This window comes from Streptomyces sp. NPDC090106, assembly GCF_044747265.1.
In the GTDB taxonomy this organism is placed as follows: Bacteria; Actinomycetota; Actinomycetes; order Streptomycetales; family Streptomycetaceae; genus Streptomyces.
On record NZ_JBIVDS010000006.1, the window covers coordinates 237,259 to 251,058 of the forward strand.

The 13,800-nt window shown below is 72.0% G+C and carries 13 protein-coding genes; 7 read left to right on the forward strand and 6 right to left on the reverse strand.

Going from position 1 to position 13,800, the window contains the following annotated elements; genetic code table 11:
* The first annotated feature begins 52 nt into the window (after positions 1 to 52).
* Complete coding sequence (locus tag ACIPSE_RS21200) at positions 53 to 778, forward strand: 3'-5' exonuclease (protein ID WP_401664632.1); 726 nt, start codon at positions 53 to 55, stop codon at positions 776 to 778.
* Between the two features lie 30 nt (positions 779 to 808).
* On the opposite strand, the gene ACIPSE_RS21205 is transcribed toward ACIPSE_RS21200, so the two are convergent.
* Positions 809 to 1,672: a phosphotransferase enzyme family protein gene (locus tag ACIPSE_RS21205; RefSeq protein WP_401664633.1), complete on the reverse strand. Its 864-nt coding sequence runs from the start codon at positions 1,670 to 1,672 to the stop codon at positions 809 to 811.
* Positions 1,673 to 1,860: 188 nt separating this feature from the next.
* Between ACIPSE_RS21205 and ACIPSE_RS21210 the strand changes: the two genes are divergently transcribed.
* The 4 genes from ACIPSE_RS21210 (at position 1,861) to mgt (ending at position 6,257) form a co-directional block, all read left to right on the forward strand.
* Positions 1,861 to 2,799: a carbohydrate ABC transporter permease gene (locus tag ACIPSE_RS21210; protein ID WP_401664634.1), complete on the forward strand. Its 939-nt coding sequence runs from the start codon at positions 1,861 to 1,863 to the stop codon at positions 2,797 to 2,799.
* Positions 2,796 to 3,629, forward strand: a complete 834-nt coding sequence (locus tag ACIPSE_RS21215; protein ID WP_401664635.1) for a carbohydrate ABC transporter permease — start codon at positions 2,796 to 2,798, stop codon at positions 3,627 to 3,629. Before ACIPSE_RS21210 ends, ACIPSE_RS21215 begins: the two co-directional genes overlap by 4 nt.
* Positions 3,629 to 4,912: an ABC transporter substrate-binding protein gene (locus ACIPSE_RS21220; RefSeq protein WP_401664636.1), complete on the forward strand. Its 1,284-nt coding sequence runs from the start codon at positions 3,629 to 3,631 to the stop codon at positions 4,910 to 4,912. Before ACIPSE_RS21215 ends, ACIPSE_RS21220 begins: the two co-directional genes overlap by 1 nt.
* Before the next feature lie 148 nt (positions 4,913 to 5,060).
* Positions 5,061 to 6,257, forward strand: a complete 1,197-nt coding sequence (gene mgt, locus ACIPSE_RS21225; RefSeq protein ID WP_401664637.1) for a macrolide-inactivating glycosyltransferase — start codon at positions 5,061 to 5,063, stop codon at positions 6,255 to 6,257.
* 76 nt (positions 6,258 to 6,333) lie between these two features.
* Here mgt and ACIPSE_RS21230 read toward each other — a convergent pair whose 3' ends face one another.
* Positions 6,334 to 8,571: an MMPL family transporter gene (locus ACIPSE_RS21230; protein ID WP_401664638.1), complete on the reverse strand. Its 2,238-nt coding sequence runs from the start codon at positions 8,569 to 8,571 to the stop codon at positions 6,334 to 6,336.
* A gap of 221 nt (positions 8,572 to 8,792) precedes the next feature.
* Here ACIPSE_RS21230 and ACIPSE_RS21235 point away from each other — a divergent pair, with 221 nt between their 5' ends.
* Positions 8,793 to 9,344, forward strand: a complete 552-nt coding sequence (locus ACIPSE_RS21235) for a DUF1697 domain-containing protein (protein ID WP_401664639.1) — start codon at positions 8,793 to 8,795, stop codon at positions 9,342 to 9,344.
* 72 nt (positions 9,345 to 9,416) lie between these two features.
* Positions 9,417 to 10,034 carry a DsbA family protein gene (locus ACIPSE_RS21240; RefSeq protein ID WP_401664640.1) on the forward strand — a complete coding sequence of 206 codons (618 nt, stop codon included), beginning with the start codon at positions 9,417 to 9,419 and terminating at the stop codon, positions 10,032 to 10,034.
* Positions 10,035 to 10,205: 171 nt separating this feature from the next.
* On the opposite strand, the gene ACIPSE_RS21245 is transcribed toward ACIPSE_RS21240, so the two are convergent.
* The 4 genes from ACIPSE_RS21245 to ACIPSE_RS21260 are packed head-to-tail and all read right to left on the reverse strand — an operon-like array spanning position 10,206 to position 13,744.
* Entirely contained in the window at positions 10,206 to 10,946 is a 741-nt protein-coding gene (locus ACIPSE_RS21245) for a sirohydrochlorin chelatase (RefSeq protein WP_401664641.1), read from the reverse strand.
* Between the two features lie 8 nt (positions 10,947 to 10,954).
* Complete coding sequence (locus ACIPSE_RS21250) at positions 10,955 to 11,833, reverse strand: ABC transporter permease (protein WP_401664642.1); 879 nt, start codon at positions 11,831 to 11,833, stop codon at positions 10,955 to 10,957.
* Positions 11,820 to 12,605: an ABC transporter ATP-binding protein gene (locus tag ACIPSE_RS21255; RefSeq protein ID WP_401664643.1), complete on the reverse strand. Its 786-nt coding sequence runs from the start codon at positions 12,603 to 12,605 to the stop codon at positions 11,820 to 11,822. The genes ACIPSE_RS21250 and ACIPSE_RS21255 overlap by 14 nt, the downstream gene beginning before the upstream one ends.
* Positions 12,606 to 12,640: 35 nt before the next feature.
* The gene (locus ACIPSE_RS21260; RefSeq protein WP_401664644.1) at positions 12,641 to 13,744 is read right to left on the reverse strand and encodes an aliphatic sulfonate ABC transporter substrate-binding protein; all 1,104 of its coding nucleotides are present in this window, start codon (positions 13,742 to 13,744) and stop codon (positions 12,641 to 12,643) included.
* Positions 13,745 to 13,800: the final 56 nt, after the last annotated feature.

Below are 13,800 nucleotides of genomic sequence, written 5' to 3' on the forward strand. Positions count from 1 at the left end.
TGGGAAGGTGGAGACCACTGGGGGAAAGCACCACCAAGAAGGGGGGCCGCCCATGGGCTGGCACCAGGAGCTGCTGATCGGCTTCGACCTGGAGACGACGGGGACCGACCCGCGCGAGGCGCGCATCGTCACGGGCGCCGTGATCGAGGTCAGAGCCGGCGAGGTCATGGGGCACCGCGAGTGGCTCGCCGATCCGGGCGTGGAGATCCCGGCCGACGCGGTCGCGGTCCACGGGATCAGCAACGAACGCGCGAACGCCGAGGGCCGCCCGGCCGACGAGGTCGCGGACGCCATCGCGGACGTCCTCACCGGCTACTGGAGGACGGGCGTCCCGGTCGTCGCCTACAACGCGACCTTCGACCTCACCCTCCTCACCGCCGAGCTGCGCCGCCACGGCCTGCCGTCCCTGCGCGACCGCCTCGGCGGCCAGGACCCGGCCCCGGTCGTCGACCCCTACACCATCGACCGCGCCGTCGACCGCTACCGCCGCGGCAAACGCAACCTCGAAGCCGTCTGCGGCGAGTACGGCGTCCCGCTCGACTCCGCGCACGACGCCTGTGCCGACGCCGTGGCCGCGGCCCGCCTCGCCGGCGCGATAGCCGACCGCCACCCCAAGGTCGCGGCCCTCGGCCCGGCGGCGCTGCACCGTCGCCAGATCGAGTGGTACGCCGAGTGGGCGGCGGACTTCCAGGACTTCCTGCGCCGCAAGGGCGACGCCGACGCCGTGGTGGACCCCGCGTGGCCGCTGCGGGAGCTCACGGCCGACGAAACCGTGTGACCCGGGCCGCCGCCCGGGACACGGCCCGCCTCAGAACGGGTACCAGCGCACGGTCTCGTCGCCGTCCCTGAGCGAGGCCACCCGCCGCCGGAACTCCGCCAGCGCCCCCGGGTTGCCCGGCGCGTGCTGGGCAACCCAGGCGCAGCTCGCGGTCTCCCGGGCGCCCCGCAGCACCGAGCAGCCCTCCCAGGCGCGCACGTCCCAGCCGTAGGTGTCGGTGAAGGAGTCGTACGCCCCGTCCGGCAGCCCGTAGCGGTCGTGCGACAGGGCCATCACCACCAGGTCGTGCTCGCGCAGATCGGCCGAGAAGGTCTCCAGGTCGACCAGGACCGGACCGTCGGGGCCGACATGCACATTGCGGGGCAGCGCGTCCCCGTGGATCGGACCGGGCGGCAGCTGGGGGACGAGGGCCGCCGCCGCTGCCGCGAAACCGTCCCGCCGCTCGCGCAGATACGCCGCGTCCGCCGGGTCGATCGCCTCGCCCGCGAGCCGCAGCCAGCGCTCCACCCCGCCGAGCAGCTCACGCGGCGGCAGCGTGAAGGAGGGGGAGGGCAGCGCGTGGACCACCCGTAGCAGTTCGGCCAGATCGCGGGGCTCGGCGGGCCGCACGGCGTCGGGCAGCCGGTGCCACACCGTCACCGGATGCCCCTCCACGAGCAGCGGCTCCTCCCGCGCGGCCCGTACCGCCGGGACACCCGCCTCGGCGAGCCACGCCGCGATGTCCAGCTCCCGGCGCGCCCGCTCCAGCAGCTCGGCGTCCCGGCCCACCTTCACCACCAGCCCGTCGGCGGCGAACACCGCGTTCTCGCCCAGGGCGAGCAGCCGGGCCCCGTCCACCGGCCCCGGGAGCACCCCCGCCGCGGCCAGTACGTCCCGCGCCCGTGCCTCGTCCATCGTCCGCCTCCCTGTCGCCGACCCGCGGCTCGCCCGCTTGCGTCGAGTTCGCGCCAACCCCGGCCAGTCTCGCATTCGCACAGGTCGGGGGATGTGTGCGGTGCCTTGACGACGTCCGCGCCCGTCACGACCATGACCAAGGTGTGCTGGCCTCGGAGCGTCACGAACCGTGCGGAGGAGCCGATCACGTGACATCGCTGACCGCGACGGAGCGGTCGACACGGCGCGCGGGACGACCCGCCGGAGGACGACGGCCCGGGGACCGCGGCGCCTGGTTCCTGGTGCTGCCCGCCCTGATCCCCGTCCTGGTCCTGAGCGTCGGCCCGCTGCTCTACGGCATCCTGCTGGCGTTCACCGACGCCCAGTCCGGTCGCACCCGCGCCACCCGGTGGATCGGCGGCCTCAACTTCCAGGACCTGCTCCACGACACCCTGTTCTGGGAGTCGTTCCGCATCGGCCTGGTCTGGGCGCTCGGCGTGACTGTCCCGCAGTTCCTCCTCGCGCTCGGCCTCGCCCTGCTGCTCGACGCGGACCTTCGGCTGCGCTGGCTGGCCCGCGCGCTGGCGATCATCCCGTGGGCGATGCCCGAGGTCGTCGTCGGGGTGATGTGGCGGCTCGTCTACAACCCGGACGCGGGCGTCCTCAACGAGACCCTGCGCGGCCTCGGTCTCGGCGACGGCCACGACTGGCTGAGCGGCCTGTCCACCGCCCTGCCCGCGGTGATCCTGGTCGGCGTCTGGGCCGGGATGCCGACCACCACGGTCGCCCTCCTCGCCGGGCTCCAGAACACCCCGCGCGAACTCCACGAGGCGGCGGCGGTCGACGGGGCCGGGGCCTGGCGGCGCTTCCGCACGGTCACCTGGCCCGCGCTGCGCCCGGTCGCCCTCGCCATGGTCGCGCTCAACCTGATCTGGAACGTCAACTCCTTCGCCCTGGTCTACGTCCTGACCGGCGGCGGCCCCGGCGGACGCACCCGCCTGCCGATGCTGTTCGCCTACGAGGAGGCCTTCCGCTACGGCCAGTTCGGCTACGCGGCGGCCATGGGCTGCGTGCTGGTCGCCGTGATCTCGGTCCTGCTCGCCGTGTTCCTCGCGGGCCGGCTGAGGGGAGGAGGTGACCGGGTATGAGAACCGGACCGGCCGGCCGCGCGGGACAGTACGCCGCCCTGCTCGCCTATCTCCTCTTCCTCGCCTTCCCGTTCCTGTGGCTCGTCTCCACCGCCTTCAAGTCGCCCCGGGAACTGGGCAGTCCGCATCCCTCCTGGATCCCCGAGGACCCCACCCTCGGCAACTTCCGGCAGGCCTTCGACGAACAGCCCCTGCTGCGCGCCGCCGGCAACTCCCTGCTCGCCGCGCTCGCCGCCGCCCTGATCGCCGTCCTGGTCGCGACCCCGCTGGCCTACGTCATGGCCCGGCGCCGCACCCTGCTCGCGCGGGCGGCGACCGGCTGGGTGGTGGTCAGCCAGGCATTCCCGCTGGTGCTGGTGATCATCCCGCTGTTCCTGGTGCTGAAGAACCTGCGGCTGGTGAACTCGCTGACCGGCCTGGTGCTGGTGTACGTGGTGTGGGCGCTGCCGTTCGCGCTGTGGATGCTCGTCGGCTATGTGCGGGCCGTGCCCACGGAGTTGGAGGAGGCGGCGGCCGTGGACGGCGCGGGCAGGCTGCGGACGCTGGTGTCGGTGACGGCGCCGCTGCTGGCGCCGGGGATCGTGGCGACGGCCCTGTTCGCGTTCATCACCGCGTGGAACGAGTTCTTCTTCGCGCTGGTCCTGCTGAAGACCCCGGAGAAGCAGACCCTGCCGGTCGTCCTCACCCACTTCATCGGCGCCGAGGGCGTCGCCGACCTGGGGCCGCTGGCCGCCGCCGCGTTCCTCGCGACCCTGCCCTCCCTGGTCGTCTTCGCCCTCATCCAGCGCCGCATCACCAGCGGCATGCTCGCCGGGGCGGTGAAGAGCTGATGCGCCCGACCCGCGCGAGGGCGGTCCTCGTCCTGCTGTTCCTCCTCGCCGCCTGCACCGGCCCGGGTGGCGGGAGCGACGGCGGCACGGTCACCCTCCGCTTCCAGTCCCTGGCCTGGCAGGAGCAGTCCGTCGAGGCGAACAGGGAACTCGTCGAGGAGTGGAACGCCACGCATCCGGACGTCAAGGTCGAGTACGTGCAGGGCAGTTGGGACAGCGTCCACGACCAGCTCCTGACCTCCTTCGAGGGCGGCGAGGCCCCGGACGTCATCCACGACGCCTCCGACGACCTCGCCGACTTCGCGTACGGCGGCTATCTCGCCGACCTGACCGACCTGCTGCCCCAGCGCCTCAAGGCGGACATCCCGCAGCGCAGTTGGGACACGGTGACCTTCGGCGACGGGATCTACGGCGTGCCCTTCCTCCAGGAGCCGCGCGTGCTGGTCGCCAACGCCGCGTGGCTGAAGGAGTCGCGGGTGCGGATCCCGACCCCGGACGCGCCCTGGACCTGGGACGAGTTCCGGCGCGTCACCGCGGAGTTGAGCGGCGACGGGAAGTACGGCGTGGCCTGGCCGCTGAAGGACCCCGTCTCGGCCACCCTCAACCTCTCCCTGTCGGCGGGCGGGCGGCTCTTCCACCGGGGCGCCGACGGCAAGGTCGCGGTCCGCTTCGAGGAGGGCGACGCGGTCGTGCCCCGCACCATCCACGACCAGGCGAACACCGACCGCAGCGCCTCGCCCACCACCCTCGGCAGCGGCGGCTCGGATACCCTGCCCGGGTTCTTCGGCGGCAGGTACGCGATGGTCCCGCTCGGCTTCTCCTACCGCCAGCAGATCGCACAGCAGGCGCCGAAGGGCTTCGACTGGCAGGTGCTGCCCGCCCCGGCCGGAGCCGACGGCCTCAGCCAGGGCGTCAGCCCGCAGACCCTGTCCGTCGCCGAGGACAGCCCCCACAAGAAGGAGGCGGCCCGGTTCGTCGACTTCCTGCTCCGGCCCGCGAACACGGTCCGGCTCGCCCTCGGCGACTGGATGCTCCCCACCGGCACCGAGGCCCTCGCCGACCCCGCCCTGCACACCACCGAGAACGGCTGGGCCACCGGCACCGCCCTCGCCGCCGGGCTGCGTTCGGCACCCGCCCAGTCCGTGCGCGGCTACCCCGAGTGGAAGGACAAGGTCGCCACCCCGGCCTTCCAGGAGTACTACAGCGGCGCGATCGGCCTCGACGAGCTGCGCCGGCGCCTGGAGGAGGACGGCAATCTGGTCCTCGCGCGCTATCAGCGGTGACGGATCAGCGGTGACGGGCGCGGGGGTGCCGGGAGGCCACCCCGCGCGGGAGGGGCCGGTGCCGGGAGGTCTGGTGCCGGGAAGCCCGGTGCGCGGGGGCCCGTCAATTGGTTGGACGAGACGTCTCGTCTCGCCTAGCCTCGGTGACATGACCGCACCCGCCCACATCGCCATGTTCTCCATCGCCGCCCACGGCCATGTGAATCCGAGCCTCGAAGTCATCCGCGAACTCGTCGCGCGCGGCCACCGGGTGACGTACGCGATCCCGCCCGCGTTCGCGGAGAAGGTCGCCGCGACCGGCGCCGAACCCCGGCCGTGGAACTCCACGCTGCCCGGCCCCGACGCCGACCCGGAGGCGTGGGGCAGCACCCTGCTGGACAACGTCGAGCCGTTCCTCGCCGACGCGATCCAGGCGCTGCCCCAGCTGATCGAGGCCTACGACGGCGACACACCCGACCTCGTCCTGCACGACATCACCTCCTACCCGGCGCGCGTCCTCGCCCACCGCTGGGGCGTGCCCGCGATCTCGCTGTCGCCGAACCTCGTCGCCTGGGAGGGGTACGAACAGGAGGTGGCCGAGCCGATGTGGGCGGAGCCGAAGCGGACCGAGCGGGGACAGGCGTACTACGCCCGCTTCCAGGACTGGCTCACCGAGAACGGGATCGACCTGCACCCCGACCCGTTCGCCGGACGCCCCGACCGGTCGATCGTCCTGATCCCCCGGGCGCTCCAGCCGCACGCGGACCGGGTGGACGAGCGCGTGTACCGGTTCGTCGGCGCCTGCCAGGGCGACCGGGCGGGCGAGGGGGAGTGGCGGCGCCCCGCCGGGGCCGACAAGGTCGTGCTCGTCTCGCTGGGATCGGCGTTCACCCGGCAGCCCGCCTTCTACCGGGAGTGCGTGCGGGCCTTCGGCGATCTGACCGGCTGGCATCTGGTGCTCCAGGCCGGCCGCCATGTCACCGCCGCCGACCTGGGGGACCTGCCGGCGAACGTCGAGGTCCACGACTGGGTACCGCAGTTGGCGATCCTGCGGCAGGCCGACCTGTTCGTCACCCACGCGGGCGCGGGCGGCAGCCAGGAGGGGCTCGCCACCGCCACCCCGATGATCGCCGTGCCCCAGGCCGTGGACCAGTTCGGCAACGCCGACATGCTCCAGGCGCTCGGTGTCGCCCACCGCCTCGACACCCCGGACGCCACGGCCGCGGCCCTGCGTGCCACGGCCCTCGCCCTCGTCGACGACCCCGAGGTCGCCCAGCGCCTGAAGACCGTCCAGGCGCAGATGGCCGAGGAGGGCGGCACCCGGCGCGCCGCCGACCTCGTCGAGGCGGAACTCGACCGGCGCTGAACGTCCCCGGACACGCCGAGGGCCCGTCGGTACCCCCGTGACCGACGGGCCCAGCTCGTGAGGCGGCGTGCCCCGGTCAGACGCGGACCGGCTGCTCCTCCACCTCGTGGACGATGGCCTCCGGTGCCTCGTCGTGGGTCAGGTCCGGGAGCCGGTCCAGCCACTTCGGCAGGTACCAGTTGCGCTCGCCCAGCAGGGCCATCACGGCCGGGAGCAGCACACCCCGGATGATGGTCGCGTCGACGAGCACCGCCGTGGCCAGGCCGACGCCCATCTGCTTCATGGACTGCATGGACAGGGTGCCGAAGATCGCGAAGACGGCCACCATGATGATCGCGGCGCTGGTGACGACACCGGCCGTGGTCACCACACCGTGCTGGATCGCGTCCTGCGTCGTCCGGCCCTTGAGCCGGGCCTCGCGGATCCGGGAGACCACGAACACGTGGTAGTCCATGGACAGCCCGAACAGGATCACGAAGAGGAACAGCGGCAGCCAGGAGATGATCGCGCCGACGCCCTCCGCGCCCACCAGGGACGCGCCCCAGCCGTGCTGGAAGACGGCGACGAGGATGCCGTAGGCCGCCCCCACCGACAGCAGGTTGAGCACGATCGAGGTGACCGCGATCGTCAGCGAGCGGAACGACAGCAGCATCAGCAGGAACGCGAAGACCACGACGAACGCGAAGACCGGGACGACCGCGCCGGTCAGCTGGTCGTTGAAGTCCTTGGAACCGGCGACCTGTCCGGTGATGGGCGCCTCGAGTCCCGCCACCTTCCCCAGGGTCGCCGGGCGGACCTCGTCGCGCAGCAGGTCCAGGCTGGCGCCCGCCCTGTCGAGGTCGGAGCCGCCGACGAGCGGGACGTAGACGAAGGCCACGTTCTGCGCCTCGTGCAGCTTGACGTCGACCGGGCCGCGCGAGGCGCCCGAGGAGACCGCCCGCTCCTTGAACTCCGCGAGCGCGTCCTGGACCGCCGGAGCGGTGATGTCGTCGGCGCGGACGATGACCTCGGCCGGCTCGGAGCCGCCGGGGAAGGCGTCGTTGACCCGCTCGTAGGTCGCCACGATGGGCAGCGAGTCGCCGAACTCCTGGTCCAGGGTGAAGTTCTGGGTCTTCATGCCGACCGCGGGCGCCGCGATCGCCAGCAGCACACCCGCGGCCACGACGACCGAGACGACGGGCCGCTTCAGCACCCGGCCGAGGACGGCCGTCCACAGCCGGCTCTCCCCGCCGCCGTCACGGCGGCGCCTGCGCAGGAACGGCAGGCGCCCCTTCTCGACGCGCTCGCCCAGCAGCGACAGCAGCGCGGGCAGCACCGTGACGGAACCGGCCATCGCCACGGCCACCACCATCAGGGAGGCCAGGCCCATCGCCTTGAAGTCCGCGATGCCGGTGAACAGCATGCCCGCCATCGCCACGCACACCGTGACACCGGAGACGATGATCGCCCGGCCGCTGGTCGCGGCGGCGATCCGCAGCGCGGTCTGCGCGTCCCGTCCGGCCTCGCGCTCCTCGCGCTCACGCCGCAGATAGAACAGGCAGTAGTCCACGCCGACGGCCAGACCCACCAGCAGCATCACCGAGTTGGCGACGTCGCCCATCGGCATGACATGGCTGATGATGCCCATCAGACCCATCGTCGCCATGATCGCGGTGAGCGCGAGCGCCACCGGCAGCAGCGCGGCGACGAGCGCCCCGAAGGCGATGAGCAGGATGCCGAAGGCCACGGGCACGGCCGAGTACTCGGCCTTCTCGAAGTCGTCGCCGAACGCGTCGTCGAACGTCTTCTGCATGCTGGCGCCGCCGATCTGCTCGATCCGCAGCGCCGTGTTGTCCTTCTGCACCTTCGCGACGGCGTCCAGCACCGGCCCGACCCGCTCGCCCGCGGTCTCCGCGTCGCCCTTCATGTCGAACTGCACGAGCGCGCTGCGGCCGTCCGCGGAGACGGTGTCGGTGTCGTAGGGCGAGGTGACGTCGGTGACCTCACCGGTCGCCCCGACCGCCCGCACGACCGCGTCGACCGCGGCCCGGAACCCGGCGTCCGTGGCCTTCGTGTCGCCGTCCTTCGCCTGGACGAGGACGGTCTCACCGGCCGGTTCCTCGATGCCGGCGTCCTTGATGATCGTCGCGGCGGTGTGCGTCTCGCCCTTGATGCCCTCGGACTCGTCGACATCGACCCGGCCCGCCGCCGCGCCGAGGCCCATGGCCAGGACCACGAACAGCACCCAGATGCCGACGGCCGCCCAGCGGTGCCGGGCGCTCCAGCCACCGGCCCGGGCCGCCAGGCCCCGTACCCGCGTTTCTCCGTTCCCCATGCCGGGCTTGCCCCCTCGACCGTGGTGCCGGCCCCCTGCCGCCACCGTTCGATTCGAAGGTAGGCGGCGGATAAAGCCATCTCGTCGTACTGCCCGGTGAACCGGAGGACCCCGGGTCCTCCCCTCGTACCCCTGTTCCCTCCCCACTGGGGATGAGCGGGCGAGGATCATGTCCCTTACACCTACCGGGTCGGCGTGGGTGCCGGTCCTATGGTGTGACCATGATGACGACGTATGCGGCGCTGCTGCGCGGGATCAACGTGGGCGGCGCCAAGAAGGTCCCGATGGCGGAACTGCGGACGGTCCTGGAGGACCTCGGTCTCACCGGTGTGGTCACCTACCTCCAGAGCGGCCAGGCCGTCTTCACCGCGGACCACGGCGACGAGGAGTCCCTGGCGGCCGAGCTGGCGGAGGCCGTCGAGAAGCACTTCGGGTTCACGGTCGACGTCGTCGTCCGCGACCACGCCTATCTGGCCGCCGTCGCCGACGCCTGCCCCTACCCGGCCGCCGAACTGGAGGCCAGGCAGCTCCACGTCACCTACTTCTCCGCACCCGTCGACGCGGACCGCTTCGCGGGCATCGACCAACCCGCCTTCCTCCCGGAGGAGTTCAGCCTCGGCGACCGGGCGCTCTACCTCTACGCCCCGAACGGCCTCGGCCGCTCCAAGCTCGCCGAACAGCTCGCCAAGCCGCGCGTGAACAAGGGCCTGGTCGCCACCACCCGCAACTGGAACACCGTCGTCAAGCTGGTGGAGCTGACCGCCGCGCAGTGACGTGAATGGCCCAGTGAAACGGCACCTGATTGGACCGGAGCCGTGCGCCAATCGGCGCCTAGCGTGGAGTCCGTGAACACCAAGGAACCCACGCGCGTCGATTTCTGGTTCGATCCCGCCTGCCCCTTCGCCTGGATCACCTCCCGCTGGATGCTGGAGGTCGAGCGCGAGCGCCCGATCGACCTCCGCTTCCACGCCATGAGCCTCTACCTGCACAACCTCGGCAACGACCTGCCCGACTGGTACCGCGACCTCGTCGACCGCTCGATCGGCCCGGTCCGCGTCGCCGTGGCCGCCGCCGAACGGCACGGCGACAAGGTGCTGCGCGACCTGTACACGGCCTTCGGCACCCGCATCCACGAGCGGCGCGCCGAGGACTTCGACACGGTCGTCGCCGAGTCCCTCGCCGAACTCGGACTCCCGGCCGACCTGGCCGCCGCCGCGCACGACCCGGCGTACGACGACGCCGTCCGCCGCAGCCACGAGGCCGGCGCCGAGCCCGAGTCCGGCGGCTACGTGGGCACACCCACCCTCCACGTCGACGGCACCGTCTGGTTCGGCCCCGTGCTCCGCGCGATCCCCCGCGGCCCCCGAGCCGCCCGCCTCTTCGACAGCTTCCGCGTCCTGGCCACCGACCCGGACCTCTTCGAACTCAAACGCACCCGCACGGGAGGCCTGTCCTTCGACTAGCCGATACGGGGCGGATGGAGGCGCGACGGCGATCAGCCGCTGCCGTGCCGTGTCGTGTGGCAGGGTGGGGGGCTTTCCGGGCTGGGCCGGGAGCCGAGCGGCGGGCGTGTGTGCCGGACCGGATCGCGGAGGCCGGGTGGCGTGCGCTGTGAGGGGCCGGGGCCGCGGGGTTCAGGCGCCCAGGGCCGCCAGTGCCGGGCGGCGGGCCGTCTCGTAGCGGTCGATCAGGAGGCGGGCCACCTCCGGGGCCGGGCCCAGCACCTCGGCCAGGACGTCCGCCTCGGCGGCGCCCCGCGCGATGCGGTCCGGGAGGAAGCCCGGGGCCAGGACGTACGGCGCGACCGCGACCTTCTCGCAGCCCAGGGCGCGCAGTTCCCGCACCGCGTCCTCGGTGCGGGGCAGAGCTGCGGAGGCGAACGCGGGCCGCACGGCACACCAACCGGTGCGCCACCACTCCCGCGCGATGTCCGCGATCACCGCGATCGCCTCCGGGTCCGTGGACCCCGCCGAGGCCAGTACGACCCCGGTCGAGGCCTTGTCGCCGGGCGTCAACCCGGCCTCGTACAGGCGCCGTTCCAGCGCCGACACCAGCAGCGGGGACGGGCCCAGCACCTCCGCCTGCCGCACGCGCAGCCGCGGCGGGGCGTCCCGCAGGACCGCCGGGATGTCCGCCTTGGCGTGGAACGCGCGCGTGAGAAGCAGCGGCAGGGCGACGACCTCTCGTACGCCTTCCGCCGCCAGCGACTCCAGCACGCCCCGCACGGACGGGATGTTGAAGTCGAGGAAGCCCGTCTCCACCCGGACGTCGGGGCGCAGCGCGCGCACCCGGCGGACCAGGGCCTGCACCGTCGTGGCATGCCGCGGATCACGGCTGCCGTGGGCGATGACGAGGAGAACGGGCTTCCTGTGCACGATGGTTGCTATCCCTTCACCAGCAGACCCCGGCTGCGCAGCACACGCCGCTCCAGCGGGCTGAAGATGAGCAGGTCGATCGCGATGCCGACGAACAGGATCAGCAGGATCGCCTCGAACACCATGGCCATGTCGCTGGCCGTACGGGCGTTCTCCAGCAACTGGCCGAGCCCCACCCCGAGATCGGGGAACTGCGCGATGATCTCCGCGGCCATCAGCGAGCGCCAGGAGAACGCCCAGCCCTGCTTCATGCCCGCCACGTAACCGGGCAGCGCCGCGGGCAGGGTGACGTGCCAGGTGCCCCGGATGCCGGTCGCGCCCATCGTGCGGCCCGCCCGCAGGAACAGCGGCGGGATCTGGTCGACGCCGGACACCAGACCGTTGGCGATCGAGGGGACCGCGCCCAGCAGGATCACCGCGTACATCATCGAGTTGTTCAGACCCAGCCAGATCACCGCGGGCGGCACCCACGCCACCGACGGCAGGGACTGAAGACCCGACAGGATCGGGCCGATCGCCGCGCGTACGAACTTCACGCGCGCCACCAGCAGACCCAGCGGCGTACCGATCGCCAGCGCCATCACGAAGCCGAGCAGACCGCGTGAGACGGACGTCCAGATGTAGCCGAGCAGATCGCCCCGGAGCCAGGCGTCCTGGAACGCGCTGCCCACCGCGCCCGGCGAGGGCAGCTTGGACGGGTTGTCGACGATCGGGTACAGCAGGGTCCAGACCGCCAGCAGCACCGCGATCGCGATGATCGGCGGGAGGATCTTGTTGACGAAGGTCTGCCGGAACGTCGGACGGCCGGTGTCGGTCGTCTCCAGCGCGTCGAGTCCGGCCTCCACGCTCCCGGCGTCCTGGGCCGGTGTCGTGTCAGTGCTGGCCATGGCGGCGGATCTCCCCACGCAGTACATCGGTGATCTCGAGGGACAGTTCGGCGACCGGCGCGTCCTCGATCCGGCGCGGCTGCGGGATGCCGACCTCCCACTCCCGGGCGATACGGCCCGGCCGCGACGACAGCAGGATCACCCGCTGGGCGAGCCGCACCGCCTCGCGCACGTTGTGGGTGACGAACAGGACGGACAGCCCCGTCTCCTCCCAGATCCGGGTCAGTTCGTCGTGCAGCACGTCCCGTGTGATGGCGTCGAGCGCGGAGAACGGCTCGTCCATCAGCAGCAGCTTGCTCTCCTGCGCGAGCGCGCGGGCCAGTGCCGCGCGCTGGCGCATCCCGCCCGACAGTTCGTGCACCCGCTTGCCGTGCGCGCCCTTGAGCCGCACCAGTTCGAGCAGCTCCTCGGCCTTGTCGCGCCGGTCCTGCTTGGGAACCCCCCTGAGTTTCAGGGCGAGTTCGATGTTCTTGCCCGCGGTCAGCCACGGGAAGAGGGCGTGCTCCTGGAACATCAGCGACGGACGGCCGTCCGTCGTGATGGAGCCCGCGCTCGGCTGGTCGAGGCCCGCCACCAGGTTCAGCAGCGTGGACTTGCCGCAGCCCGAGGCCCCCAGGAGGGTGACGAACTCACCCGGCGCGACATCGATGCTGATGTCGTCCAGGACGAGCTGCTGCCCCGCGGGCGTCGCGAAGGACTTCGAGACATGCTCCAGCCGTGCCGCGTGCTCGACCGACGCGGTGGCTTTGGCGAGCGTTGTGGTCGTGGCCATGGTCGTCACCTCCTGGGAACTCGTCGGGGTCTACGTCACTCGGTGCCGAGGCCGGCGGCGCTGACCGTGCTCTCGCCCGCCGCCTTGAGCACCTTGTTGAGAACCGTCAGGTCGTAGATGTCCTTCAGGTTCGGCTGCTCCAGCAGACCGGCCTTGACCGCGTGTGCCGCCTCGGTGTCGAGGGTCGCCGCCAGCGGGTCGTTGGTGAACTGGATCGACGTCCACGCCGGGTCCAGGACGTCCGCCGGGAGCTCCTTGCCCGAGTCGATGCCCAGCTGCTTGTTGGCCGCGGCCTTCGCCTCGTCGGGGTTGGCGTTGATCCACTTGTTGGCCTCGACCGAGGCCTTCAGCACCGCCTCGACGGCCTTCGGGTGCTCCTTGAGGAAGTCCTGGCGCACGATGATGTTGGTGATCACGAACTGCTTGTCCGGCCACAGCGTCGACTCGTCGAGGAGCACCTTGCCGCCCTCGGCGACCAGCTTCGACGCGGTCGGCTCCGGCACCCAGGCACCGTCGATGGAACCGGCCTTGTAGGCGTCCGGGGTGATCTTGTTGTCGGTGCGGACGACGGTGACGTCACCCTTGCCGCTCTGCGCGTCGACCTTCCAGCCCTGCTCCGCGATCCAGTTGAGCAGCGCCACGTCCTGCGTGTTGCCGAGCTGCGGGGTCGCGATCTTCTTGCCCTTGACGTCCTTCAGCGACTTGATCTTGTCCGGGTTGACGACGAGCTTCACGCCGCCGGACGCCGAACCGCCGATGATCTTCAGGTTCTTGCCGTCGGACTTGGTGTAGCCGTTGATGGCCGGGGAGGGGCCGATCCAGCCGATGTCGATCGACTTGGAGTTCAGCGCCTCGATCTCGGACGGGCCGGCGTTGAAGGTCGCGTAGGAGGCCTTCGTGGCGCCCAGCTCCTTCTGGAAGAAGCCCTTCTGGTTCGCCACGAGCGCCGTGCCGTGGGTCAGGTTCCCGAAGTAGCCGATCTTGACGGAGTCGAGCCCGTCGATCTTCTGGGCCCCGGCGGCGACCTTCGCGGAGTCGTCGTCCTTGGCGTCGGACCCGTAGCCGCAGGCGGCGAGGGTCAGGAGAGGGAGCGCGGCGATCACCGCGAGGCTGCGGCGGAAGGCGGTTGTTGCAGGCACGGGAGGTGTTCCTCTCGGAGGCCCGGCGGTCACGGTCTCTCAGGTCGTGGCCGGGA